This window comes from Polynucleobacter asymbioticus QLW-P1DMWA-1 (assembly GCF_000016345.1).
Lineage (GTDB): Bacteria > Pseudomonadota > Gammaproteobacteria > Burkholderiales > Burkholderiaceae > Polynucleobacter > Polynucleobacter asymbioticus.
The window spans coordinates 1,041,114-1,066,130 of the sequence record NC_009379.1; the positions used below are offsets into that span (position 1 = coordinate 1,041,114).

Below are 25,017 nucleotides of genomic sequence, written 5' to 3' on the forward strand. Positions count from 1 at the left end.
AGTTTTGAGATAGTCGAAATTACACAATGTTATTTATAAAGAATGACAAATTAGTGTCATTGCGCCGTCAAAACAATAAAGGCCCCTAACGGAGCCTTTATACAGTAGATACCACTAGACTCAAGAACCTAGTAAAGTTCTACGCATAGCCTCAAGGCAAATACTCATCAGGCCAGCTGGAACTATACCGATCACCAAAACCAAGATAGCATTCAAACTTAAAATTCCCTTGGCAAATAAAGAGCCGGTAACAGTAACTTCATGAGCAGGTTCATCAAAGTACATTACCTTAACTACCCTGAGATAGTAGAAAGCGCCGATCAAAGAAGCTAAAACAGCAATCACAGCTAAAAATGTGTGCTCAGCATCAACCAAAGCTTCCAAAACACCTAACTTACCTGCAAAACCCACTGTTGGCGGGATGCCTGCAAGAGAGAACATCATGACCAGGCCAATAAATGCAAACCAAGGATGTTTCTTATTCAAACCCTTAAGACCGTCTAAGGTCTCGCAGTCATAACCTTTGCGAGACAAGATCATCAGCAATCCGAAACTACCTAAAGTAGTTAACACATAGGTAACAACATAAAACAGAGCAGCACTAAAGGCATGGTCGTCAAAAACAGAAAGCATTCCTAGCAAAACAAAGCCCATTTGAGCAATTGCCGAGTAAGCAAGCATACGTTTCACATTGGTTTGCGCAATAGCAGTCACGTTACCAACTACCAATGACAGAACGGCGAGCAACACCAACATGGGTTGCCAATCACCTAAAAGAGGCAACAAGGTATTTACCAATAGGCGGAACAACAATGCAAATGCAGCTAGCTTCGGTGCCGCCGCAATCATGAGTGTTACAGCTGTAGGGGCGCCTTGATAAACATCAGGAACCCACATGTGGAATGGCACTACACCTAATTTGAAAGCTAGACCTGCCACAATAAATACCAAGCCAAAAGCCATCACCAAATGATTCACACGAGGATCAGCAACCGTTTTAAAGATTTCTATCAAATCTAAAGAGCCGGTTACGCCGTAGAGCATAGACATGCCATAAAGGAGAAAGCCCGAAGCTAAAGCACCAAGGATGAAATACTTAATTGCTGCCTCAACGCTTTTTTCGCTGTTATGACGCATCGCCACCAATGCATAGGTAGGCAAAGCCATCAGCTCAAGGCCGAGGTAAAGAGTCAACAGATTGGCGCCAGAAATTAATACAAATTGACCTAATAAAGCCAATAGAGCCAACACAATGAAATCGGGGCGAAACAGTCCGCGGTCCTTCAAGTATTGCTTTGAATAAATCAAGCTAACTAATACGGCGCCACTTGAACACGCTTTTAACAAATTAGAAAGTGGATCAGATTGGAATAAGCCATTCATTGCAACCAATGAGACATCGCCAAGGCGGCCTAGAAAAGCGAAAATCAGATACGCCAACAAAATCAGCGAAAAGAAATAGACAAACCCAACGCCGCGCGGGGTATGGAAAATATCTTGCTCGACACCAGGGGTTGATGTCACCCTCTCGCGCACATAGACACTAGCTACCAATAGTAAGCAGGTGGCTATGAGTAAAACGAGTTCTGGCAGGACGGCGTATAGATCGAATGCTTGCATTTGCTTTTACTCAGAGTTTGCTAACAGCAACGTGCTGAAGCAGATTAATTACAGCCGGATGAATAATGTCAGTAAAAGGTTTTGGATAAACACCCATACCAATTACACAAATAGACAGGACCGCCATCATGAAATATTCGCGGAAGTTAAGGTCCTTAAGCTCTTCTACATGAGCATTATTTACGGCGCCAAAAAATACGCGTTTAACCATCCATAAAGAATATGCAGCGCCAAGAATTAATGCTGTGGCCGCCAAAATTCCAATGACAAAATCGTAATCAACAGCTGCCAGAATTACCATGAACTCGCCAACGAAACCAGAAGTTGCTGGTAAACCGCAATTGGCCATCGCCATCAACACTGCAAAAGCGGTGAAGGCAGGCATACGATGCACAACACCTCCGTAATCTGCAATTTGACGTGTATGCATACGGTCGTAGAGTACGCCGATGGATAAGAACATCGCGCCAGCTACAAAGCCATGTGAAATCATTTGCACAATACCACCCTCAATACCCAAAGGGCTAAAGAGGAAGAATCCGAGCGTAACAAAGCCCATGTGCGCTACAGATGAGTATGCAACCAACTTTTTCATATCCTTTTGCACTAAGGCAACTGCGCCAACGTAAATCACAGCAACTAAGGATAAGAAAATGACGAAAGGTCCAAGATATTGACTTGCATCTGGCGCTATAGGCAAAGAGAAGCGCAGGAAACCGTAAGCCCCCAACTTCAACATAATCGCCGCCAGCACAACAGAACCACCAGTTGGAGCTTCAACGTGTACATCTGGTAACCAGGTATGCAGCGGCCACATTGGAACCTTGACTGCAAATGCCATGAAGAATGCAAAGAACAATAATATTTGCTCGACAATATCAAGACGGGCATTTTGCCAAGTCAAGATATCGAAGGTGTTGGTTACGTTATAGAGGTACAGCATTGCAACTAGTGTTAGCAAGGAGCCTAACAAGGTATACAAAAAGAACTTGAACGCTGCATAGATACGGTTATGACCACCCCATACGCCAATGATGATGTACATCGGAATTAAGGTTGCTTCAAAGAAGACATAGAACAGCAAAGCATCTAGGGCACAAAAGACACCAATCATTAATCCAGAAAGAATCATGAATGAGGCCATGTATTGAGAGACTTTGGTTTCAATGACTTCCCAAGCGGCAATAACAACAAATATATTGATAAATGCGGTTAAAACAATGAACCAAACTGAAATACCGTCAATACCAAGGTGGTAATTGATGTCATAGCGCGGAATCCAACTCATCTTCTCGACAAATTGCATTCCAGGGTTGGCGATATCGAAATTCAATACCAATGGGAGTGTCGCAATAAAGCTAATCACAGCACCAATTAGCGCTAACCAGCGAACACCTGCGGTCGGTCTCTCGGACCCATAAAACAAAATAATGAGTCCAAAGACTATTGGGGTCCAGATGGCATAAGAAAGAATCATGATGGCTACTTAAGTAACAAAGGCCTAGCGAACAAAAGGCAGGTAAGCGTACAAAACCCAAGCCAACAAAACCGCTAAGCCCGCAATCATTGCGAAAGCATAGTGATAGAGATAGCCGGATTGCAAATGGCGAATCACACCAGCAAAGCGCCCTACTGCGTGCGCACTGCCGTTAACAAAGAACCCGTCAATCACCTTCTGATCGCCGCGATGCCACAAGAAACTACCAATCCAAATAAGACCCTTAGCAAATACGGCCTGATTGAAATCATCTAAGTAGTATTTGTTATCAAGCAATTTTTTGATTGGCGCAAATGCCTCTGCAAATTTCGCTGGCAATTTAGGAGCCCACAGATATCCAATGGCAGCAGTAAGAACACCCAGGGCAACTAGCAACAACACTGGTGATGTAAATGCATGAATTGCCATTGCCACTGGACCATGAAACTCTTCCGCCAAATCTTTCATGACTGGATGGCGCGCAAGATCAATAAAGATAGAGTCGCCAAAATAAGTACCAAACAAGAGCGGGCTAATGGTGTAAAAGCCAATGATGACGGAAGGTATCGCCAATAAGATCAATGGCAATGTCACCACAATTGGGGACTCATGAGGCTTTTGACCAGGAGCTAAACCATGATGCGCATGATCATCGCCCTGCTCAGGATGCTGGTGATGATCGTGTGCATGAGCATCGGCATGACCCCAACGCGCCTTACCGTGGAATACCCAGAAGTACAGGCGGAAAGAATACAAAGCTGTTACAAAAACACTAGCCATCACAGCGAAGTAAGCAAAACCAGATCCTGGAATATCACTTGCAGCTACTGCTTCAATAATTGAGTCCTTGGAATAGAAACCAGAGAAGAATGGTGTACCGATCAAAGCCAGATTACCTAAAAGCATCATCAAGCAAGTAATTGGCATGTACTTCCAGAGACCACCCATCTTGCGCATGTCTTGTTCATGATGCATACCCAGAATGACACTACCAGCAGCAAGGAACAGTAAGGCCTTAAAGAAAGCATGGGTCATTAAATGAAAGATTGCCACTGGATATGCAGAGACTCCTAAGGCGATCGTCATATAACCAAGCTGAGACAGGGTTGAGTATGCGACAACGCGTTTGATGTCGTTTTGTACGATGCCCAAAAAGCCCATAAATAAAGCCGTGATTGATCCAATGACCAAAATAAAGCTGAGTGCAACGTCAGAGAGCTCAAACAGTGGCGACATCCGTGACACCATAAAAATACCTGCTGTAACCATCGTCGCAGCATGAATTAATGCAGAAATCGGCGTTGGGCCTTCCATTGAGTCTGGCAACCAAACATGCAGTGGGAATTGAGCTGATTTACCCATCGCGCCAATAAATAAACAAATGCAAATAACCGTCATTAAATTCCAGCTTGTGCCGGGCAATGTTTGCGCAGCTAAAGCGGTATTTTGAGAAAAGATGACGTCATATTGCATGGAGCCAGTACTTGCCAGTAGCAAACCAATTCCTAAAATGAAGCCAAAGTCACCAACACGGTTAACCAAGAAGGCCTTCATATTGGCAAACACTGCTGATTGACGTTCGAAATAAAAGCCAATCAATAAATAAGAAACAACCCCAACAGCCTCCCAGCCAAAGAAGAGCTGAAGAAGGTTGTTACTCATTACCAACATCAACATGGCAAAGGTAAATAAAGAGATGTATGAGAAGAAGCGGTTATAACCCTCCTCACCCTTCATATAGCCAATCGTATAGATGTGAACCATCAAAGACACAAAGGTCACAACACACATCATGGTTGCAGTCAAAGGATCAATTAAGAAGCCAATATCTAAATTGAGCTCACCCAGTTGCATCCAGCGATAGACCGTACCATTGAAATAAAAACCATCCATGACTTGCACTAAAACATTGCAAGAAAGAACAAAGGCAATCATTACGCCCAAGATGGTTACGAACTGACATGCTCCGTGCCCTATGCGGTTACCGCCAAGCTTAGTACCAAAGAAGCCGGCAATCATTGAACCAATTAATGGTGCCAGTGGAATCGCGCAGAGAACGGGAATATTTAAGGTCAATTGCATGACTAGCCTTTTAGGTGGTCAAGATCATCAGCATTAATGGTGTCTACCTTACGGAATAGAACAACCAAAATTGCTAAACCGATAGCTGCTTCAGCAGCTGCCACAGTCAAAATAAAGAATACAAATACTTGACCTGCCATATCACCCAAATAGTGGGAGAAAGCAACGAAGTTCATGTTTACTGAGAGGAGCATTAATTCAATGGCCATCAATAAAACAATCACGTTCTTACGATTCAAGAAAATACCGATAACGCTAGTCGCAAACAAGATTGCGCCTAATACCAAATAATGGGCGAGAGTAATAGTCATTTCTTTTCCCCTCTGCTATCTTGCTTTGCAGCCATATCAGAATCCATCTTGACAATACGCATACGATCAGCCGCCACCACGTTCACCTGCTCATGAATATTTTGTGACTTGGAATCTTTGCGATTGCGCAATGTGAGAGCAACAGCAGCAATAATGGCGACCAAGAGGATAACGCCAGCAATTTCAAAAGCATAGACGTAGTCAACAAATATCAGCATACCCAAAGCTTGAGTATTGTTTGCCATCATCTCTTCAGGCATTGGCTGTACCGGTGTATCGGTACCAATGAAGCTGCGAATGATCACGATGGACAATTCAAGAACAATCACCGTACCCATTAAGAAAGCAACAGGCAGGAATTTTTTAAAGTCACGGCGTAAATGCTCAATGTCGAGATCGAGCATCATCACAACGAATAAGAACAGCACCATTACAGCGCCCACATAAACTAAGATCAGGGCTAAGCTAAGGAATTCAGCTTTAAGCAGCATCCAGAGACCAGATGCACAAAAGAATGCCAAAACTAAAAATAAAGCCGCATGAACAGGATTGCGAGCGGTGATCACACGTAATGCAGAGATAACTAATAGCCCTGCAAATCCGTAGAAGAAAACGGCAAATAAAGTAGATGGATCGAATGTCATTTTATATAGGCTCTATTCGATTAACGATAAGGTGCATCAATGGCACGGTTTACGGCAATATCTTTTTCATACTTATCGCCAACAGCTAACAACATATCTTTTGTAAAGTACAAATCGCCGCGTTTATCGCCAAAATATTCAAAAATATTAGTTTCAACAATTGCATCGACAGGACATGCCTCTTCGCAGAAGCCGCAGAAAATACATTTCGTTAGATCGATGTCGTATCGTGAAGTGCGACGCGTACCATCATCACGCTCAGCAGTTTCAATAGTAATTGCATATGCCGGACATACCGCCTCACATAATTTACAACCAATACAACGCTCTTCGCCATTTTCATAACGGCGTAATGCATGTAGCCCACGAAAACGATTGGACAAAGGCGTCTTCTCTTCTGGATATTGAATAGTAATTTTTGGCTTGAAAAGATAACGGCCGGTGATAGACATACCGGTCAAGATGTCTTTAAGCATTAAGCTATCGAGGAATTGGGAAATTTTCTTAAACATGATTGATCAACTTATTTCCAAATATTCCATGGGGATACAACCCACGCGCCGATAACAACCACCCAGAATACTGAGATGGGAATAAAAATCTTCCAGCCCAAACGCATAATTTGGTCGTAACGATAACGAGGTAAAGTTGCGCGCAACCAAATAACGCAGGACAACAAGAAGAATGTCTTACCAAAAAGCCAGAAGAAGCCAGGAATATCACGCAGGATAGGTAAATCCACAATTGGTAACCAACCACCTAAGAACATGATTGAAGCTACAGCAGCAATCAAAATCATGTTTGCGTATTCAGCTAGGAAGAACATGGCAAATGACATGCCTGAGTATTCAACCATATGACCTGCAACGATCTCAGACTCGCCTTCGACCACGTCAAATGGATGACGGTTAGTTTCAGCAACACCTGAAATAAAGTAGATCAAGAACATCGGCAGGAGTGGCAACCAATTCCAGGAAAGGAAATTCAGGCCCAAATGAGCAAAATAGCCCTGCTCTTGTGAGGCAACAATGTCACTGAGGTTCAATGAACCAGAAGTAAGAAGAACGGTAACTAATGCGAAGCCCATTGCGATTTCATAAGAAATCATTTGAGCTGATGCACGCATTGCTCCAAGAAATGGATATTTAGAGTTAGATGACCAGCCCGCTAAGATCACTCCATAGACACCAATTGATGAAATAGCCATGATGTAGAGGAGTCCGGCATTAACATCAGCTAACACCATCTTTGCCTGAAATGGAATTACAGCCCAAGCTGCAAAGGCAGGCATGATGACCATAATTGGCGCAATGAAGTACAACACTTTGCTAGCTTTAGCAGGAGCGATGATTTCCTTCATTAAGAGCTTTAACGCATCGGCGATAGGCTGCAATAAACCCAATGGACCAACGCGATTTGGCCCAAGACGAATGTGCATCCAACCAATTAACTTACGCTCCCAGAGAGTCAAATAAGCTACACATCCAAACATTGGCAAAACAATAATGACGATGCGAACTAGCGCCCATACTAATGGCCACAGCGAACCAAATATAGCCTCGCCTTGGGTGGTAATGAGGTTCAAGAAATTATCCATCTCGTACCTTACGCCTTGCTAACAGTTACAGGACCAAACATCGATCCTAATTTGGCACTAGCCACAGTGCCAGCTGAAATTCTGACGGCACCTGGCGCTAGATTAACTTCCAGGGATGCCGGCATATCAACAGATTGAGATCCCTGAGTCACTCGAACAGCATCGCCCTCTTTTAAACCTAATTCAGAAAATGTGGCTGAATTAAGGGCAACTTGATTTCCGCGCTTAGCATCACGGGTTAACTGCAAAGCCGAAGAGCGACGAACGATTGGATCGCCAGCATAAATATTAACGTCAGCCAAACGCTCAAGACCATTAAACGGAGCTAAATTTCCATTCACAATGGATGAGCTGGAAGCGTTGTTATTCAAACGAGTGCAATAGTTCTCAGGTAAAGCTTCACCTAAAACCTCTTCTGGCATGTTGAATAAGAAACCATCTAATTCAAGTAATCCACCTAAGACGCGCAATACTTTCCATGCAGGACGAGAGTCGCCCAGGGGTTTGACGGCTGGTTGAATAGTTTGCGCTCTACCTTCAGCATTTACAAAGGTGGAGACTGTTTCAGTAAATGTAGAAATAGGCAGAATAACGTCAGCCACTTCCAATAAGTCAGGACTCTTAAACGAACTTAACGCTATGACAGTGTTTGCCTTAGACAAGGCTTGACGTGCTTGCGAAGGATTTGGTAAATCTGAATCAGGCTCAATGTTCATTAAAATCACTGCGCGGCGATCGCCGGATAACACAGACTCAACACCAACTCCGTTGGCATTTACCAACGAGGCGCCGACTGCATTACCACCAACCGGTAAGAATCCAAGAGTAGCGCCAGTTTGATCGGCAATAAATTGCGCCATGATATGTAAATCAGATGCATGATGATGTGCTATTGCGGCAGAGCCAAGCAATACTGCAGTTCTTTCGCCCGAGAGCAAGCTATCAGCAATCTTTTGTGCTTCAGGAGAAATAGATAAATTAAACGTGCCTACTGGAGCAGTGGTTGACTTTTCTTTAGCAACCGCTAAAGCGACCTCACTCAAACAATTGAGCCAAGCACTCGGTGTAGCCGCGATACCGCTAGATGGAATTAACCAATCATCTCCACCGGCATCAATTCGACTTACTTGAAGACCACGTTTTGCAGCGGTACGAATTCTAGCTGCGATTACTGGTTGATCCTTACGCAAGAAACTACCAATAACCAATACACGATCAAGCTCGCTCAACTTGGTAATAGGCATACCTAACCATGGAGCACTTGCAGCCGATTTAACATCAGATTGGCGTAAACGGGTCTCTACTTGATTCGAACCTAGACCACGAATGATTTTTTGCAAAAGGTGCAGCTCTTCAGTGCTGGAGATAGGATGCGCTAATGCTCCGATCGCCTCATGGCCACTTTCTGCAGCAATCGTTTTAAGTGAATGTGCTACATAATCTAATGCAGATTGCCAATCAGTTTCTAACCATTGGCCACCCTGCTTCACCATTGGTGTAGTGATGCGATCTGCGCTATTAAGACCTTCATAAGAGAAGCGATCGCGATCGCTAATCCAGCACTCGTTAATAGATTCATTTTCTAAAGCAACGACGCGCATTACTTTATTAGCCTTGGTTTGAACGGTAGTATTAGCGCCAAGACTGTCATGGGGGCTCACTGAACGCTTACGACCCAATTCCCATGTACGGGCACCATAGCGGAATGGCTTGCTGGTCAATGCGCCTACTGGACACAAATCAATCATGTTTCCAGAGAGTTCTGAATCTACAGTTTGACCAACAAAGGTAGTAATTTCTGAATGCTCACCACGATTGACCATGCCAAGCTCCATCACGCCGGCAACTTCTTGACCGAAACGTACGCAACGGGTGCAATGAATGCAACGAGTCATCTCCTGCATGGAGATTAGTGGACCAACATTCTTATGGAATACAACACGCTTTTCTTCGTCATAGCGTGAGCTTGATTTACCGTATCCAACTGCTAAGTCTTGTAACTGGCACTCACCACCCTGATCGCATATTGGGCAATCCAATGGGTGATTAATGAGTAAGAACTCCATTACTGAGCGCTGAGCCTCTACCGCCCTAGCTGAATGGGTAAAGACCTTCATACCTTGTGTTACCGGAGTAGCACAAGCAGGTAATGGTTTTGGTGCTTTCTCAACCTCTACCAAACACATACGGCAGTTAGCGGCAATTGATAATTTTTTGTGATAACAGAAGTGAGGGATATAGGTGCCGAGCTTGTTCGCGGCGTGCATCACCATCGAACCTTGCGGAACTTCTACAGCCTTACCATCTAATTCGATTTCAACCATGCTCACTTTAAGTGTCCCGTACTTTAAATCTTTATAAAGGTTTTGCAGAATCTAAGCAGCGCTTATGTTCTACGTGATACACAAATTCATCCATGTAATGCTTTAGCATGCCGCGTACCGGCATTGCCGCTGCGTCACCCAGGGCGCAAATCGTACGGCCTTGAATATTGGCAGCCACGTCATTTAGCAAATCTAAATCTTCAGGGCGTCCTTGGCCATGTTCGATGCGATGAACAATGCGCCACAACCAGCCAGTACCTTCACGACACGGTGTGCACTGACCACATGATTCTTCGTGATAGAAATAAGACAAGCGCTCTAATGCACGAACCATACAGCGTGTTTCATTCATCACAATCACAGCACCTGAGCCCAACATAGACCCAGCTTTAGCAATGCTGTCGTAATCCATCGTCAACTCCATCATCTGCGCACCAGGCACAACAGGCGATGAAGATCCACCAGGAATAACTGCTTTTAAAGGGATGCCGTCACGCATGCCACCAGCTAACTTCAAGAGCTCGGCAAACGGTGTCCCCAATGGGATTTCATAATTTCCAGGATGAACAACGTCACCAGAAATAGAGAAAATCTTCGTGCCGCCATTGTTAGGTTTACCAAGCTCTAAATAAGCTTGACCACCAATCGCCAAAATAAAAGGCACTGCAGCGAATGTTTCTGTGTTGTTAATAGTCGTTGGCTTGCCATACAAACCAAAACTTGCTGGGAAAGGTGGCTTAAATCGTGGCTGACCCTTTTTACCCTCTAAAGACTCCAGCAACGCGGTTTCTTCACCGCAAATATAAGCACCCCAACCAGGTGAGGCATGGAGCTGAAATGAAAATTCACTTCCTAAAATTTTATCGCCGAGATAACCCGCAGCGCGCGCTTCTTCAAGAGCTTCCTCAAAGCGTGAATACACTTCCCAAATTTCACCGTGGATATAGTTATATCCAGTGGTGATGCCCATAGTGTAGGCGCCAATAATCATGCCCTCAATCAAAGCATGTGGGTTGTAACGCATGATGTCGCGGTCTTTAAAAGTACCAGGTTCACCTTCATCACTATTGCAGACTAAGTATTTTTGACCCGGGAATTGACGCGGCATAAAACTCCACTTCAATCCAGTTGGGAAGCCTGCGCCACCACGACCCCGTAATGATGAAGCCTTTAATTCTGCAATGATGGCATCTGGCGCTACTTTGTCATTGATTAAATGACGAAGTTGTTGATAGCCTCCACGACTTTCGTAATCTTTTAAGCGCCAGTTATCGCCATTTAATCCAGCGAGGATTAACGGCTTGATGTGGCGATCGTGCAAGCTGGTCATGCTGCTTTTCCTCCTGCACGCAATTCACTTAATAATGCATCAATCTTTTCTTTGCTCATGAAACTGCACATACGCTTGTCATTAACTAACATGACTGGTGAATCTCCGCATGCACCCATACACTCACCCTCTTTTAAAGTGAATGTGCCACATGGGGTAGTTTCATTAAAACCAATACCTAAAGTTTCTTTTAGATAAGTTGCAGCAGTTTCACCATGAGTCAATTGGCAAGGCAAGTTGGTGCAAATGACTAACTTATATTTGCCAATAGGCTTCGTGTTGTACATATTGTAGAAAGTGGCCACTTCGTCAACTGCAATGGTTGGCATTTCTAAAATCTGGGCCACGGCCTCAATCACCTCTGGTGAAACCCAGCCCACTTCTGTTTGAGCAGCTATTAAACAGGCCATCACAGCAGATTGCTTATGTTCAGCTGGGTACTTAGCGATATTGCGATGAATATCAGCAAGTGTTTTATCGGATAGTTGAAGAGTTGTTGTCATTAAATAATCCTTGGCACGCTCTATTAGCGGTCAATCTCCCCGAACACAATATCTTGGGTACCAATAATGGTTACCGCATCAGCAAGCATGTGGCCACGTGACATCTCATCCATTGCTGAAAGATGAACGAAGCCAGGTGCACGAATCTTCATGCGGTAGGGCTTATTAGCGCCATCAGAAATCAAATAGATACCGAACTCACCTTTGGGATGCTCAACTGCGGAATACGCTTCACCATTGGGAACATGCATTCCTTCGGTAAATAATTTGAAGTGGTGAATCAACTCTTCCATATTGGTTTTCATATCAACGCGCTTTGGCGGAGAAACCTTATGGTTATCACTCATTACAGGGCCTGAATTTGCTTTCAACCAAGCAACGCACTGCTTAATGATGCGATTGGATTGACGCATTTCTTCCATGCGTACCAAGTAACGATCGTAAGAATCGCCATTCACGCCTACAGGAATATCAAAATCTAAGCGGTCATAGACTTCGTAAGGCTGCTTCTTACGTAAATCCCACTCAATGCCAGACCCTCTTAACATAGGGCCGGTAAAGCCAAGCTGTAAGGCGCGCTCAGGAGTAACAATACCGATATTGACTAAGCGTTGCTTCCAGATGCGGTTGTCGGTCAAGAGATTGCAATATTCATCTACGTTGGCATCAAAGCCATTAGTAAATTGATCAATAAAATCTAGCAATGTGCCGCTGCGATTTTCATTCAAACGCTTAATAGCGGATGCACTACGAATCTTAGACTTGCTGTACTGAGCCATTTGGTCTGGCAAATCGCGATAAACACCACCCGGGCGATAGTAAGCAGCATGCATACGCGCACCAGAAACCGCTTCATACATATCGAAAATATCTTCACGGTCACGGAATGCGTACAAAAACACGGCCATCGCACCGACGTCTAGGCCATGACAACCGATCCAGAGTAAATGATTTAACAGTCTTGTTAACTCATCAAACATGACGCGGATGTACTGCGCGCGTAATGGAACGTCAACCTGTAATAACTTTTCAATCGCGAGCACATAAGCATGCTCATTTGACATCATCGACACATAATCCAAACGATCCATATAAGGAACGTTTTGAATCCAAGTGCGTGTTTCGGCTAATTTTTCAGTCGCACGATGTAACAAACCAATATGTGGGTCTGCACGCTGAATAACCTCACCATCGAGCTCAAGTACTAAGCGCAATACGCCGTGAGCAGCAGGATGCTGAGGACCAAAATTGAGGGTGTAGTTCTTAATTTTTGTCATGACTTAAACCGGATCTCCGTACTGCTCTTCGCGAACGATACGAGGAGTAATCTCACGAGCCTCAATGGTGACAGGCTGATAGACCACACGCTTTAACTCAGGGTCATAGCGCATTTCAACATTGCCACTAATTGGGAAATCTTTTCTGAATGGGTGACCAATAAAACCATAGTCAGTCAAAATGCGACGTAAGTCTTCATGGCCTTCAAAAATAATGCCGTAAAGATCGAATGCTTCGCGCTCAAACCAATTAGCAGAACTCCAAACCGGAGTAATGGATGCGACTAATGGATAGCTATCATCTGGAGCAAACACACGAACACGCAAGCGCCAGTTGTGCTCAAGTGAGAGTAAATGACTTACCACTCCAAAGCGCTGGCCATTCCATGCGCCATCGCGAAAATCTTGGTAGTCAACGCCACACAAATCAATTAATTGCTCAAACGCTAATGAAGGATCATCACGCATGAGCATGGCAGATTCAAAATAAGTATCTGCATTAACAACAACAGTCACTTCGCCTAGGGCAATCTCGATTGACTGGACGCGCTTACCTAGAACTTTTTCTAAATTAGCAGCTAAATGAACTAAACGATCTGACATGATTTAGGCCTTCCGCGCAATCGTGCTTGTGCGAGCGATCTTAGATTGCAACTGAATAATTCCGTAGATCAAGGCCTCTGCAGTTGGGGGGCAGCCAGGAACATAAATATCCACTGGCACAATGCGGTCGCAGCCGCGCACAACTGAATAAGAGTTATGGTAATAACCGCCACCATTGGCACATGAGCCCATTGAAATAACCCAACGCGGCTCTGGCATTTGGTCATAAACCTTACGTAACGCGGGAGCCATTTTGTTGCAGAGAGTTCCAGCAACAATCATTAAATCGGATTGACGTGGAGATGGGCGGAAAACAACGCCAAATCGGTCTAAGTCATAGCGGGAAGCACCAGCATGCATCATCTCAACCGCACAACAAGCCAGACCAAAGGTCATTGGCCATAAAGAACCGTTGCGAGTCCAGTTAATCAACTGGTCTGCAGTAGTGGTAACAAATCCTTCTTTGAGAACGCCTTCTAATGCCATATCGATCACTCCCAGTCGAGAGCGCCCTTTTTCCAGATATATACAAATCCAACGATAAATTCCAAGAGGAAAATAACCATTGAGGCATAACCAAACCAGCCTATATCCCTAAGTGCAACACCCCAAGGGAAAAGAAAAGCGGTTTCTAAATCAAATAAGATAAAAAGGATAGCAATGAGGTAGTAGCGCACGTCAAACTTCATCCGCGCGTCTTCGAAGGCCTCAAATCCACATTCGTACGGGGAGAGTTTTTCAGCATCAGGCTTTGAGGGAGCCAGAATTTTTCCGAGGAACATGGGGACTAATCCAACCCCAATACCTACGAGGATAAAAAGCAGAACAGGAAAGTAATTAGCGAGATTCAAAATGGTCCTGAGTCGTTCGTCCGGTAAATCTTCAAATGCTACAAATGATAATTATTCCACTACATACAGTATTGATTTAGAGCAAAAACCCTTACAAATACTTCATTTTGGTGCCGACGGCGAGACTCGAACTCGCACAGCCTAAGCCACTACCCCCTCAAGATAGCGTGTCTACCAATTTCACCACGTCGGCATCTTGTAAAACTTGTCAATTCTACTGCATTGCACCACTGAACTTCCCTAAAATAGGGGTAGTTAAATCTGTAAAAACCTACTTTTTTATCTAGGAACTGCAGGTTTGCTTGGATCCTGAGCCGGAGCCACTGGAGCCGCTGGAGTTGCAGCCGGAGCTACCGTTCCAGATAGAACTCCAGGGTTTACTTCTTTTTTATTGCCAACCCAGGTAATTCCGATGGTGCACATGAAAAACACCGCCGCAAAGATAGCTGTTGCATGAGACAGGAAGTTGGCTGAACCGCTGGCGCCAAACAAGCTACCTGATGCTCCCGATCCGAAGGCAGCACCCATATCAGCGCCCTTACCCTGTTGCAGCAATACCAGCAAGATCACAGACAAAGCTGAAATCACCTGCAAAACTATTAATAAAGTTTTAATCCATTCCACAGCGTATCTCCAAATAAAAAATCTATGCCTGACAGATGGCCAGAAAGTCTTGCGGATTTAGTGAAGCACCCCCAACCAATCCACCATCAATATCTGGCATTGCAAATAATTCGACAGCATTATCAGGCTTGACGCTGCCGCCATACAAAATTCCAACATGTGACGCTACATCTTCATCAAATTCGGCTAATTGCATACGAATTGCACGATGCATATCTTGCGCCACTTGAGCGCTAGCTACTTTTCCAGTGCCAATAGCCCAAACAGGCTCATAAGCAATCAAGCAATCAGCCAATCGATCCTGAAGAACTGATACCTGTTTAGCCACTTGGGAGCAAACAATCTCTTCCGCCCTACCCGAGTTACGCTCGTCAGCAGTTTCACCGACACAAATCACTGGCGTCATGCCGCTATCTAATGCCTGCAATGCTTTAGCTGCGACAGACTCATCAGCCTCTTGATGCATCTGGCGACGCTCTGAATGCCCAACAATGACGTATTCACAACCCATTTCTTTTAGCATGGATGCGCCTACTTCACCGGTATAAGCACCAGCGCCATGAGCAGAAACATCTTGAGCGCCTAAGCTTAAAAAAGCTAAAGAATGCTCTTTAATCAAAGTAGAACATTGAGATAAATACGGAAATGACGGACATACAGCAAACTTACGTCCGGCTGGCATGCCACTTTCCATGCCACGGGCAACGGTCTTGACCCAATCTTGATTACTAGCAAGATTGCCGTTCATTTTCCAGTTGCCAATGACGATAAGTGGTCGCATAAGTTCGGAGACGTTCTTAAACCGTTAAAACAATTTTGCCAACGTGCTCAGATGACTCCATAAGACTATGGGCATCTGCCGCTTGATCCAACGTAAAGGTTTTGTAAATAGATGGCTTTAATTTGCCAGCATTTAACAAAGGCCATATGTTGTCATATAACTGTTTTGTAATTTGCTTCTTAAAAGAGACTGGACGTGGGCGTAATGTTGAACCAGTGATAGTGAGGCGACGGCGCAAAATTTGATTTGTGCTGACCTCTGCCTTTGAGCCGCCTTGAATTGCAATGATCACTATGCGGCCATCATCTGCCAAGCAGTCTATTTCGCGCTGTACATAGGCGCCAGTCACCATATCAAGAATGACATTGACACCTTTGCCATCAGTTGCTTTCTTAATCTCTTCGACAAAATCCTGTGTCTTGTAGTTGATCGCCAGATCCGCACCTAATGCAACGCATGCAGCGCACTTTTCATCAGTTCCAGCAGTAACAAATACTTTGTGACCTAAGGCTTTGGCGATAAGTATGGCCGTAACACCAATACCACTAGAGCCGCCCTGTACTAATAGTGTTTCACCCTCAGACAATTCACCACGCATGAAGACGTTGCTCCACACGGTATAAAAGGTTTCAGGTAGAGCCGCAGCCTCTTGATCGCTAAATCCAGTTGGATAAGGCAAACACTGAGCAATAGGTGCCGTGCAAAGGTCGGCATATCCACCGCCCTGTACTAAGGCACAAACCTTATCTCCCAGCTTTAAGCCGAAAGCATTATCTGCATGCGATAAATCGCCGCCAATAATTTCGCCTGCAACCTCTAAACCAGGGATATCGGATGCGCCCGCTGGCACCGGGTAATGGCCCTTACGCTGTAAGACATCTGGACGGTTTATCCCCGCAGCCAGCACTTTAATCAAGACCTCACCAGAACCAGCCGCTGGAGCGGCTAGGTCAGGACGGGTGTTTGGCACCAACATTTCTGGTGCGCCAAATTCTTTGATTTCAATTACGCGCATTGAAAGCTCCGGAAGGTTGCGATGAATTACTTAAGCAGATTCGCCAGAAGCTGGGGCTTCTTCAGCCACCACTTCAGCAGCACCAGCCAAAGGAGCAATCGTGCCACCTTCATCAGCCATTGCAGCCTTCAAAGATAAACGCAAACGACCACGCTCATCAGCAGCCAATAACTTCACGCGAACCACTTGGCCTTCTGCCAAATAATCCTTCACTTCTTTTACGCGCTCGTTAGAGATCTCAGAAATATGCAAGAGGCCATCCTTACCAGGAAGAATGTTGACTAAAGCACCGAACTCAAGCAACTTCACTACTGGACCTTCGTAGATTTTGCCTACTTCAGCTTCAGCAGTAATACCTTCAATGCGAGCTTTGGCTTCAGCCATGCCTTCAGCACTTGTTGAGGCGATAGTTACTGTGCCGTCATCTTTAATATCGATGCTGCAACCGGTTTCTTTAGTTAAGGCTTGGATAGTTGCGCCGCCTTTACCGATCACTTCACGAATCTTATCTGGGTGAATCTTGAATGACACCATACGCGGAGCATGAGCTGACAATTCTGTACGAACTGAACCCATTGCTTCTTGCATTTTGCTCAAGATGTGCAAACGGCCTTCTTTAGCTTGCGCCAAAGCCACTTGCATAATTTCTTTAGTAATACCTTGAACCTTAATATCCATCTGCAATGCAGTAATACCATTTGCAGTACCAGCTACTTTAAAGTCCATGTCGCCCAAGTGATCTTCATCACCCAAGATATCAGTCAACACAGCAAAACGATTGCCGTCAAGGATCAAGCCCATAGCAACACCAGCAACGTGTGCCTTAACTGGAACACCCGCATCCATCATTGCTAAACAACCACCGCAAACAGATGCCATGGATGAGGAGCCATTGGATTCAGTGATTTCTGAAACAACGCGAATGCTATATGCAAAATCTTCTGCGCTTGGCAATACTGGAATCAAAGCACGCTTAGCTAAACGGCCATGACCAATTTCACGACGCTTTGGGCTGCCAACGCGACCTGTTTCGCCAGTTGCAAACGGAGGCATGTTGTAGTGGAACATGAAGCGATCGCGGTATTCACCTTCAAGTGCATCAATGATTTGCTCATCACGTGCTGTACCTAAAGTTGCCACTACGAGAGCCTGTGTTTCACCACGGGTAAACAATGCTGAACCGTGTGTACGTGGCAATACGCCATTACGAATTTCAATTGGACGAACAGTGCGTGTATCACGGCCATCAATACGTGGCTCACCATTCAAAATCTGACTACGAACAATTTTCGCTTCGATTTCAAACAAGATGTCATTAACAGCAACTGCGTCAACGTCGCCCTCTTCTTGCAACTTAGCCATTACTTCTTTAGTAATTTCTTTGAGCTTGTCTGAACGAGCGCCTTTTTGACGAATCTGATATGCCTCACGCAATGGTGCTTCAGCCAAAGCAGTAACCTTGGCAATGAATGGCTCATCTTTAGGCGCGGCAGTCCAATCCCACTCTGGTTTACCAGCTTCAGCAACTAATTCGTTAATTGCGTTAATGGCAGTTTGCATTTGGTCATGACCATATACAACAGCACCTAACATCACCTCTTCAGAAAGCTGGTTAGCTTCAGACTCAACCATTAATACAGCAGCTTGCGTACCAGCAACGATCAAATCGAGTTCGCTAGTAGCTTGTTCGGTGCGAGTTGGGTTCAAGAGGTATTGACCATTGGCGTAACCAACACGTGCTGCGCCGACTGGGCCAGCAAATGGGATACCTGAAATAGCTAATGCTGCAGAAGCGGCAATCAATGCAGGAATATCAGAAGGAACATCAGGGTTGATAGACAACACATGAATCACCACTTGAACTTCATTCAAGAAGCCTTCTGGGAATAACGGGCGCAATGGACGATCGATCAAACGGGAGATTAATGTCTCACCTTCTGATGGACGACCTTCACGACGGAAGAAACCACCTGGGATCTTACCTGCAGCGTAAGTCTTCTCAAGGTAATCAACAGTCAAAGGGAAAAAGGATTGGCCTGGCTTAGCAGACTTGGAGGCAACTACTGTGCCCATTACTACTGTGTCGTCAACGTTCACGATAACGGCACCACCAGATTGACGAGCAATCTCGCCTGTTTCCATCGTTACTTGATGGTTGCCCCATTGAAAACTCTTTACTGCTTTTTTAAACATAGTCATTCTGATCTTCTCCAAATTGTTCACGCAAAACTCACATAAGCAGTGCGCTTGTCGTGGGATAAAACAGTGTCACGACAACACTGGAGCGTTTTAGGATCAAAAGGGATGCCATTCCAGGGAGACTCTGTTTACAACTCAGAAACTCATTGGAATGACACAATCCCCTACACAAATGATCTTGAAGCGCCCAAAAAACATGCCATCTGCTTAAGACTGATTCTGTGAAGAAACAACCCTAAGATAGATGGCATTGCATTACCGATAAGAATTACTTACGGAGACCTAATTTCTCAATCAATGCGCGATAGCGATCCAAATCTTTGCCTTTGAGGTAATCCAAGAGGCGACGGCGACGTGAAACCATCTTCAACAAACCGCGACGGCTGTGATGGTCTTTGGCGTTAGCCTTGAAATGGGGGGTTAATTCATTGATGCGGGCTGTAAGCAATGAAACTTGAACTTCAGGGCTACCCGTATCGTTTGCGCTGCGCGCGTTATCTTTGACGATTTCCGCCGTTTTAATATCAGCAACTGCCATTTTTAATACTCCTTACTTGCGAACACCTGAGCTTTCACCCATTCTGTGTCGTGCGTTATTAACAAAAAAGCTTTACAAATCAAAGCCATCGAATTATAGCAGACCAGGGCTAATATTGAGCAGTCAGGTTGTAATTCTTGTTATCCTGGAACTCATAATTCTGATCACTAAACAACTTTTATTCATATTAATCAATAACTTACAAAATATGCGCCCTTTTATCCGCCCATTCATTGCCCTCTTTGTATTAACGCTCTGCGTAAATCAACCTGTTTTTGCTCAATTTGCAAATCCATTTGGTGCAAGTAAGACCGTGGCCCAACAAAGAGAGGAAGTTCTTAAAAAGAACCAGCAAATCCTTAAACATCTGTATGCCGTTGAACCAAAAGCTAAGGATTTAATTGAAAAGGCAGCTGGATATGCAACTTTTAGCAATTTTGGGATGAAGATTTTGATTGCTGGCGGCGGAACCGGTACTGGCGTAGTGATGAATAAATTTAGCTCCAAGCCAATTTATATGAATATGGCCGAAGTTCAAGCAGGTTTGGGGATTGGTATTAAATCCACCCAAACTATTTTTGTATTTCAGAATGAGGCCGTACTAAATAACTTTGTAAATTCTGGCTGGACTTTTGGCGGCCAAATGACCGCCGCAGCAAAGTACGAAAAAAATGGTGACGCCTATCAAGATGCCACGATTGTTGCAGATGGAATATTAATGTATCAATTAACTGACTCAGGCCTTGCAGCAGAAGTCACTGGTAAAGGTACAAAGTATTACAAGGACAGCACCCTCAATTAATTGGGCGCCCCTTGTAATTGATACTGTTAAGGTGCCATTTGCGCATTTAGCTTAGCCTGACTTGGATCATGCAATTTGTTTAAAGCAGACAAATAGGCTTTAGCTGAAGCGGCAATGATGTCAGGATCAGTTCCTACCCCATTAACAATACGGCCACCCTTAGAAAGACGTACGGTTACCTCTCCTTGTGATTGCGTACCAGAGGTAATTGCATTCACAGAATAGAGCAACTGCTCTGCCCCGCTCTTGGCAATTTCTTCAATGGCATTCAAGCTAGCGTCAACTGGGCCATTACCCTCAGCTTCAGAACTCACTTCCTTGTCACCCATGCGGAAAATGACACGTGACTTTGGACGCTCGCCAGTTTCAGAATGCTGACTTAAGCTGATGAAGTGGTAGTGTTCGCCCTCTTCCGCTGCCGCTGAATCAGACATGATGGCAATAATATCTTCATCAAAAATTTCAGACTTTTGGTCAGCCAATGCCTTAAAGCGTGTAAATGCCTCATTCAAATCAGCCTCAGCCTCAACTGTAATTCCCAATTCTTGCAAGCGTTGCTTAAAAGCATTTCGGCCGGATAACTTGCCCAAAACAATCTTATTGGCAGACCAGCCCACATCTTCTGCACGCATGATTTCATAGGTATCACGATTTTTCAAAATACCATCTTGATGAATGCCTGAGGTGTGTGCAAAGGCATTTGCGCCAACAACAGCTTTGTTAGGTTGAACGACAAAACCAGTAATTTGAGAAACCAATTTGGATGCTGGAACAATTTGGCTTGCATCGATACCGCACACCATATCAAAGTAATCCTTACGAGTGCGCAATGCCATCACAATTTCTTCTAAAGCGGTATTGCCTGCTCGCTCACCAAGGCCATTGATCGTGCACTCGATCTGGCGTGCGCCACCAATTTTTACGCCCGCCAATGAATTGGCAACCGCCATGCCTAAGTCGTTATGACAATGCACAGACCAAACTGCCTTATCTGAATTGGGCACGCGGGTGCGCAAGGTTTTGATGAAATCACCATATAACTCAGGTGTTGCATAGCCGACGGTATCGGGAATATTGATGGTAGATGCGCCCTCATTAATTACCGCTTCAACGACACGGCACAAGAAATCCATCTCTGAGCGATATCCATCTTCTGCGGAGAATTCAATATCCGATGCCAAATTACGAGCAAAGCGAATCGAACGCTTAGCTTGCTCTAACACCTCTTCTGGAGACATGCGCAATTTAACTGCCATATGTAAGGGACTCGTTGCCAAAAATGCATGAATGCGCTTGGCATTGGCAGCCTGCAAAGCATCGGCAGCGCGAGTAATGTCCTTGTCATTGGCTCTAGCCAAGGAGCACACAATAGAATCTTTTACTGCTGCAGCAACCGCAGATATCGCCTGAAAGTCACCTTCAGAGCTAGCTGCAAATCCAGCCTCAATCACGTCGACTTTGAGGCGCTCTAATTGACGGGCAATGCGGACCTTCTCGTCCTTGGTCATTGATGCCCCAGGGGATTGCTCGCCATCACGCAAGGTGGTGTCAAAAATGATTACTTTATCGCTCATCACTACTCTCCGATCGAATATTGCTTTGTAATTTTGGTATCGCCTAATACTGTAAATCTAAAAACAAAAACCCCAGCAATGTGCTGGGGCTGGTATTGGTGGTTAATGGATATTTTTATCTCATCAACTCAGGCCTTACCCGCCCCAAGCGAAATGCTTAGTGCCAGTAGAAGGAGGTCAGTTAAAGGTGAAAAATTCATCAACATAGATTTAATATACCCGAAAAATCGAGACTTAGCTAAAACGTTTTCCACTGAGTCGCTCCCAGGCCCAAACGACATAGCCTGAGATGGAATAGACCACAAATAAGCCGAATAAGGTTAACGGGGGGTTGGATGAGATCAAAACGAAGGTCAAAATCAATAGAACCATCACCCCAAAAGGAACCCGATAGCGCACATCAAGCGCTTTGCCGCTGTAAAAGCGGGCATTGGAAACCATTGTCAAGCCAGCATAAACAGCAATGAAAAAGGTAATCCAAGGAATTGCGGTGTCTCGCACTGGAATCTTATTGTCATCAGCCAACCAGATAAAACCAGCAATTAATGAACCTGCGGCAGGACTAGGAAGACCTTGAAAGAATTTTTTATCCACGACGCCTGTATTCACATTAAAGCGTGCCAAGCGTAATGCAGCGCCTGCGCAATAGGTAAATGCTGCTAACCAACCCCACTTACCTAAATCCTTAAGGGCCCACTCGTAAGCAACTAATGCAGGGGCCACTCCAAACGAAACCATATCGGCTAAAGAATCGTACTGCTCACCAAATGCACTTTGTGTATTAGTCATACGGGCAACACGACCATCCATGCCATCCAATACTAGAGAGGCAAAAATAGCAATTGCAGCAATTTGAAATTGATCATTCATCGCATTCACGATGGCAAAGAAACCACTGAATAAGGCTGCAGTAGTAAATGCATTAGGCAATAAATAAATGCCCTTATTACGAGGACGTGTGCGCGCGTGAGTGGCTTCTACTTCATAGTCCAAAGGATCGCCAAGCTCTTCAGCCCACTCATCTTGAGTACTTTGAGTACGGGTACGAGAAAGCCTGCTTCTATCTAAACGACCGCGACGACGAAATGTTGTCAAAGATGACCTCGGGGGTTGCGAATCAATCTAAGCCCGGCAAACGCGCCAAAGCTGTATTGGTTGCAAATACTTTATCACCAACAGAAACCAATGGTTCAGCAGTGAGGGGTAAATAAACGTCTACACGTGATCCAAAGCGAATAAAGCCGTAGCGCTCACCCGCTTTTAAACGATCACCGACATGAATGTAGCAAAGAATACGGCGCGCAATTAAACCTGCCACTTGTACCAGGGTAACAATGTGGCCATTAGCATCAATCACTACAGCATTGCGCTCATTTTCAGTGGAAGCTTTATCTAAATCGGCATTAACAAATTTGCCCGGAAAGTACTGAATCTCTTTTACCAAGCCATTAACAGCGCTGCGATTAGAGTGCACATTAAATACATTCATAAAAACGCTAATTTTGAGCGCTTCACGATCCGCATAAGGATCGTTTGTTTTTTCCACAACAACAATACGACCATCGGCTGGCGATAAAACAAGGTCGCGACCCATGGCAGGAATACGCTGTGGGTCACGGAAAAACTGCAGAACAAAAATGAAAATAATCCACAACGGCCACGACCAGGCAATGCCGCCAATATAGTGAACCGGCAAAGTCACAATCCCTATTAAAGCCAAATACGGCCATCCTTCTTTCGCAATAATAGGGTGTGGATACATCATATTTTTCTGAGCCTTTTCGTTAAATGCTTTTGGATTTACTTAGTTCTTAGTTTGATCAACTAATTTATTCTTAGCAATCCAAGGCATCATCGCGCGCAACTTAGCACCTACGATTTCAATTTCATGCTCAGCATTCAAACGACGACGTGAGATTAATGTTGGGGCACCAGCCTTGTTCTCAAGGATGAAGCTCTTAGCATACTCACCAGTCTGAATATCCTTCAAGCACTGACGCATTGCATTCTTAGTATCTTCAGTTACAACACGTGGGCCAGTGACATACTCACCGTATTCAGCATTGTTAGAGATTGAGTAATTCATGTTGGCAATACCGCCTTCGTAGATCAAATCAACGATCAACTTAAGCTCGTGCAAGCACTCAAAGTAAGCCATCTCAGGGGCATAGCCAGCTTCTACCAACACTTCAAAACCTGTCTTGATCAAATCAACAGCGCCACCACAGAGAACTGCTTGTTCACCGAACAAGTCAGTTTCAGTTTCTTCGCGGAAGTTTGTTTCGATAATGCCAGCACGACCACCGCCGTTTGCAGTCGCATAAGACAATGCAACATCACGTGCAGATCCAGACTTATCTTGGTAAACGGCGATCAAATGTGGAACACCACCGCCCTGTGAGTATGTACCGCGAACAGTATGTCCAGGTGCTTTTGGAGCGATCATGATGACGTCTAAGTCAGCGCGTGGCTGAACTTGACCATAATGCACATTAAAGCCGTGAGCGAATGCCAATGCAGCGCCCTGCTTGATATTGCCGTGAACTTCTTTGTTGTATACGTCAGCGATTTGCTCATCAGGCAACAACATCATGACTACGTCAGCATCTTTAACCGCTTCGCCAACCTCTTTAACTGTTAAGCCAGCATTTTCTGCTTTGCTCCAGGAAGCGCCACCTTTACGTAAACCAACGGTAACGTTACAGCCTGAATCTTTCAGGTTCAATGCATGCGCATGACCTTGTGAACCATAACCAATGATGGTGACTTTCTTGCCCTTAATGAGGGACAAATCAGCGTCTTTATCGTAAAAAACTTTCATGCTCTTTCCTTGTTTTGAAAATGTAATTAATGCAGAAATCTATT

General features: G+C 44.7%; 24 protein-coding genes and 1 tRNA gene. 1 reads left to right on the plus strand and 24 read right to left on the minus strand.

Annotated elements, in window-relative coordinates:
- Positions 1 to 120 precede the first annotated feature (120 nt).
- The 20 genes from nuoN to rpsO all read right to left on the minus strand — a co-directional run bounded on the left by nuoN (position 121) and on the right by rpsO (position 19,776).
- Positions 121 to 1,620 carry an NADH-quinone oxidoreductase subunit NuoN gene (gene nuoN, locus PNUC_RS05420; protein WP_011902879.1) on the minus strand — a complete coding sequence of 500 codons (1,500 nt, stop codon included), beginning with the start codon at positions 1,618 to 1,620 and terminating at the stop codon, positions 121 to 123.
- Positions 1,621 to 1,630: 10 nt separating this feature from the next.
- Entirely contained in the window at positions 1,631 to 3,097 is a 1,467-nt protein-coding gene (locus PNUC_RS05425; RefSeq protein ID WP_011902880.1) for an NADH-quinone oxidoreductase subunit M, read from the minus strand.
- A gap of 24 nt (positions 3,098 to 3,121) precedes the next feature.
- Entirely contained in the window at positions 3,122 to 5,179 is a 2,058-nt protein-coding gene (gene nuoL, locus PNUC_RS05430; RefSeq protein ID WP_011902881.1) for an NADH-quinone oxidoreductase subunit L, read from the minus strand.
- Positions 5,180 to 5,181: 2 nt separating this feature from the next.
- Positions 5,182 to 5,490, minus strand: a complete 309-nt coding sequence (gene nuoK / locus PNUC_RS05435) for an NADH-quinone oxidoreductase subunit NuoK (RefSeq protein WP_011902882.1) — start codon at positions 5,488 to 5,490, stop codon at positions 5,182 to 5,184.
- The gene (locus PNUC_RS05440; protein ID WP_011902883.1) at positions 5,487 to 6,134 is read right to left on the minus strand and encodes an NADH-quinone oxidoreductase subunit J; all 648 of its coding nucleotides are present in this window, start codon (positions 6,132 to 6,134) and stop codon (positions 5,487 to 5,489) included. The genes nuoK and PNUC_RS05440 overlap by 4 nt, the downstream gene beginning before the upstream one ends.
- 20 nt (positions 6,135 to 6,154) lie before the next feature.
- Positions 6,155 to 6,646: an NADH-quinone oxidoreductase subunit NuoI gene (gene nuoI / locus PNUC_RS05445; protein ID WP_011902884.1), complete on the minus strand. Its 492-nt coding sequence runs from the start codon at positions 6,644 to 6,646 to the stop codon at positions 6,155 to 6,157.
- An 11-nt stretch (positions 6,647 to 6,657) separates the two neighbouring features.
- Positions 6,658 to 7,731: an NADH-quinone oxidoreductase subunit NuoH gene (gene nuoH, locus PNUC_RS05450; RefSeq protein WP_011902885.1), complete on the minus strand. Its 1,074-nt coding sequence runs from the start codon at positions 7,729 to 7,731 to the stop codon at positions 6,658 to 6,660.
- Positions 7,732 to 7,739: 8 nt separating this feature from the next.
- Positions 7,740 to 10,055 carry an NADH-quinone oxidoreductase subunit NuoG gene (gene nuoG / locus PNUC_RS05455; protein ID WP_011902886.1) on the minus strand — a complete coding sequence of 772 codons (2,316 nt, stop codon included), beginning with the start codon at positions 10,053 to 10,055 and terminating at the stop codon, positions 7,740 to 7,742.
- A 31-nt stretch (positions 10,056 to 10,086) separates the two neighbouring features.
- Positions 10,087 to 11,385 (minus strand): NADH-quinone oxidoreductase subunit NuoF, encoded by a 1,299-nt coding sequence (gene nuoF / locus PNUC_RS05460; protein WP_011902887.1) that lies wholly within the window; start codon positions 11,383 to 11,385, stop codon positions 10,087 to 10,089.
- Positions 11,382 to 11,888: an NADH-quinone oxidoreductase subunit NuoE gene (nuoE, locus tag PNUC_RS05465; protein ID WP_011902888.1), complete on the minus strand. Its 507-nt coding sequence runs from the start codon at positions 11,886 to 11,888 to the stop codon at positions 11,382 to 11,384. The genes nuoF and nuoE overlap by 4 nt, the downstream gene beginning before the upstream one ends.
- 23 nt (positions 11,889 to 11,911) lie before the next feature.
- Positions 11,912 to 13,165 carry an NADH-quinone oxidoreductase subunit D gene (locus PNUC_RS05470; protein ID WP_011902889.1) on the minus strand — a complete coding sequence of 418 codons (1,254 nt, stop codon included), beginning with the start codon at positions 13,163 to 13,165 and terminating at the stop codon, positions 11,912 to 11,914.
- 3 nt (positions 13,166 to 13,168) lie between these two features.
- Positions 13,169 to 13,768 carry an NADH-quinone oxidoreductase subunit C gene (locus tag PNUC_RS05475; protein ID WP_011902890.1) on the minus strand — a complete coding sequence of 200 codons (600 nt, stop codon included), beginning with the start codon at positions 13,766 to 13,768 and terminating at the stop codon, positions 13,169 to 13,171.
- 3 nt (positions 13,769 to 13,771) lie between these two features.
- Positions 13,772 to 14,254, minus strand: a complete 483-nt coding sequence (locus PNUC_RS05480) for a NuoB/complex I 20 kDa subunit family protein (protein ID WP_011902891.1) — start codon at positions 14,252 to 14,254, stop codon at positions 13,772 to 13,774.
- Positions 14,255 to 14,259: 5 nt separating this feature from the next.
- The gene (locus PNUC_RS05485) at positions 14,260 to 14,619 is read right to left on the minus strand and encodes an NADH-quinone oxidoreductase subunit A (protein ID WP_011902892.1); all 360 of its coding nucleotides are present in this window, start codon (positions 14,617 to 14,619) and stop codon (positions 14,260 to 14,262) included.
- A gap of 108 nt (positions 14,620 to 14,727) precedes the next feature.
- A tRNA-Leu gene (locus PNUC_RS05490) sits at positions 14,728 to 14,812 on the minus strand.
- Positions 14,813 to 14,898: 86 nt separating this feature from the next.
- A complete protein-coding gene (gene secG / locus PNUC_RS05495) occupies positions 14,899 to 15,243 on the minus strand; it encodes a preprotein translocase subunit SecG (RefSeq protein WP_011902893.1) in 345 nt (114 codons plus the stop codon).
- Between the two features lie 22 nt (positions 15,244 to 15,265).
- The gene (gene tpiA / locus PNUC_RS05500) at positions 15,266 to 16,024 is read right to left on the minus strand and encodes a triose-phosphate isomerase (protein WP_011902894.1); all 759 of its coding nucleotides are present in this window, start codon (positions 16,022 to 16,024) and stop codon (positions 15,266 to 15,268) included.
- 16 nt (positions 16,025 to 16,040) lie between these two features.
- Positions 16,041 to 17,039: an NAD(P)H-quinone oxidoreductase gene (locus PNUC_RS05505; RefSeq protein ID WP_011902895.1), complete on the minus strand. Its 999-nt coding sequence runs from the start codon at positions 17,037 to 17,039 to the stop codon at positions 16,041 to 16,043.
- A 30-nt stretch (positions 17,040 to 17,069) separates the two neighbouring features.
- Entirely contained in the window at positions 17,070 to 19,238 is a 2,169-nt protein-coding gene (pnp, locus tag PNUC_RS05510) for a polyribonucleotide nucleotidyltransferase (RefSeq protein ID WP_011902896.1), read from the minus strand.
- A gap of 268 nt (positions 19,239 to 19,506) precedes the next feature.
- The gene (gene rpsO, locus PNUC_RS05515; protein WP_011902897.1) at positions 19,507 to 19,776 is read right to left on the minus strand and encodes a 30S ribosomal protein S15; all 270 of its coding nucleotides are present in this window, start codon (positions 19,774 to 19,776) and stop codon (positions 19,507 to 19,509) included.
- Positions 19,777 to 19,984: 208 nt separating this feature from the next.
- Between rpsO and PNUC_RS05520 the strand changes: the two genes are divergently transcribed.
- Entirely contained in the window at positions 19,985 to 20,578 is a 594-nt protein-coding gene (locus tag PNUC_RS05520; RefSeq protein ID WP_011902898.1) for a lipid-binding SYLF domain-containing protein, read from the plus strand.
- 26 nt (positions 20,579 to 20,604) lie between these two features.
- Here PNUC_RS05520 and PNUC_RS05525 read toward each other — a convergent pair whose 3' ends face one another.
- The 4 genes from PNUC_RS05525 to ilvC form a co-directional block, all read right to left on the minus strand.
- A complete protein-coding gene (locus tag PNUC_RS05525) occupies positions 20,605 to 22,152 on the minus strand; it encodes a 2-isopropylmalate synthase (protein ID WP_011902899.1) in 1,548 nt (515 codons plus the stop codon).
- A 234-nt stretch (positions 22,153 to 22,386) separates the two neighbouring features.
- The gene (pssA, locus tag PNUC_RS05530; protein ID WP_011902900.1) at positions 22,387 to 23,247 is read right to left on the minus strand and encodes a CDP-diacylglycerol--serine O-phosphatidyltransferase; all 861 of its coding nucleotides are present in this window, start codon (positions 23,245 to 23,247) and stop codon (positions 22,387 to 22,389) included.
- A gap of 22 nt (positions 23,248 to 23,269) precedes the next feature.
- Positions 23,270 to 23,917, minus strand: a complete 648-nt coding sequence (locus PNUC_RS05535; RefSeq protein WP_011902901.1) for a phosphatidylserine decarboxylase — start codon at positions 23,915 to 23,917, stop codon at positions 23,270 to 23,272.
- A 39-nt stretch (positions 23,918 to 23,956) separates the two neighbouring features.
- Entirely contained in the window at positions 23,957 to 24,973 is a 1,017-nt protein-coding gene (ilvC, locus tag PNUC_RS05540) for a ketol-acid reductoisomerase (RefSeq protein ID WP_011902902.1), read from the minus strand.
- Positions 24,974 to 25,017 lie beyond the last annotated feature (44 nt).

Bases quoted from the DNA above. Each gene is read 5' to 3' on its own strand.
- nuoL (WP_011902881.1), bottom strand. From the start codon at position 5,179: ATGCAATTGACCTTAAATATTCCCGTTCTCTGCGCGATTCCACTGGCA.
- PNUC_RS05425 (WP_011902880.1), bottom strand. From the start codon at position 3,097: ATGATTCTTTCTTATGCCATCTGGACCCCAATAGTCTTTGGACTCATT.
- pnp (WP_011902896.1), bottom strand. From the start codon at position 19,238: ATGACTATGTTTAAAAAAGCAGTAAAGAGTTTTCAATGGGGCAACCAT.
- nuoE (WP_011902888.1), bottom strand. From the start codon at position 11,888: ATGACAACAACTCTTCAACTATCCGATAAAACACTTGCTGATATTCAT.
- PNUC_RS05505 (WP_011902895.1), bottom strand. From the start codon at position 17,039: ATGCGCGTAATTGAAATCAAAGAATTTGGCGCACCAGAAATGTTGGTG.
- tpiA (WP_011902894.1), bottom strand. From the start codon at position 16,024: ATGCGACCACTTATCGTCATTGGCAACTGGAAAATGAACGGCAATCTT.
- PNUC_RS05520 (WP_011902898.1), top strand. From the start codon at position 19,985: ATGCGCCCTTTTATCCGCCCATTCATTGCCCTCTTTGTATTAACGCTC.
- PNUC_RS05470 (WP_011902889.1), bottom strand. From the start codon at position 13,165: ATGACAAAAATTAAGAACTACACCCTCAATTTTGGTCCTCAGCATCCT.
- nuoG (WP_011902886.1), bottom strand. From the start codon at position 10,055: ATGGTTGAAATCGAATTAGATGGTAAGGCTGTAGAAGTTCCGCAAGGT.
- nuoH (WP_011902885.1), bottom strand. From the start codon at position 7,731: ATGGATAATTTCTTGAACCTCATTACCACCCAAGGCGAGGCTATATTT.
- PNUC_RS05480 (WP_011902891.1), bottom strand. From the start codon at position 14,254: ATGGCATTAGAAGGCGTTCTCAAAGAAGGATTTGTTACCACTACTGCA.
- PNUC_RS05525 (WP_011902899.1), bottom strand. From the start codon at position 22,152: ATGAGCGATAAAGTAATCATTTTTGACACCACCTTGCGTGATGGCGAG.
- nuoN (WP_011902879.1), bottom strand. From the start codon at position 1,620: ATGCAAGCATTCGATCTATACGCCGTCCTGCCAGAACTCGTTTTACTC.
- ilvC (WP_011902902.1), bottom strand. From the start codon at position 24,973: ATGAAAGTTTTTTACGATAAAGACGCTGATTTGTCCCTCATTAAGGGC.
- nuoF (WP_011902887.1), bottom strand. From the start codon at position 11,385: ATGACCAGCTTGCACGATCGCCACATCAAGCCGTTAATCCTCGCTGGA.
- PNUC_RS05440 (WP_011902883.1), bottom strand. From the start codon at position 6,134: ATGACATTCGATCCATCTACTTTATTTGCCGTTTTCTTCTACGGATTT.
- rpsO (WP_011902897.1), bottom strand. From the start codon at position 19,776: ATGGCAGTTGCTGATATTAAAACGGCGGAAATCGTCAAAGATAACGCG.
- nuoI (WP_011902884.1), bottom strand. From the start codon at position 6,646: ATGTTTAAGAAAATTTCCCAATTCCTCGATAGCTTAATGCTTAAAGAC.
- nuoK (WP_011902882.1), bottom strand. From the start codon at position 5,490: ATGACTATTACTCTCGCCCATTATTTGGTATTAGGCGCAATCTTGTTT.
- PNUC_RS05535 (WP_011902901.1), bottom strand. From the start codon at position 23,917: ATGATGTATCCACACCCTATTATTGCGAAAGAAGGATGGCCGTATTTG.
- PNUC_RS05475 (WP_011902890.1), bottom strand. From the start codon at position 13,768: ATGTCAGATCGTTTAGTTCATTTAGCTGCTAATTTAGAAAAAGTTCTA.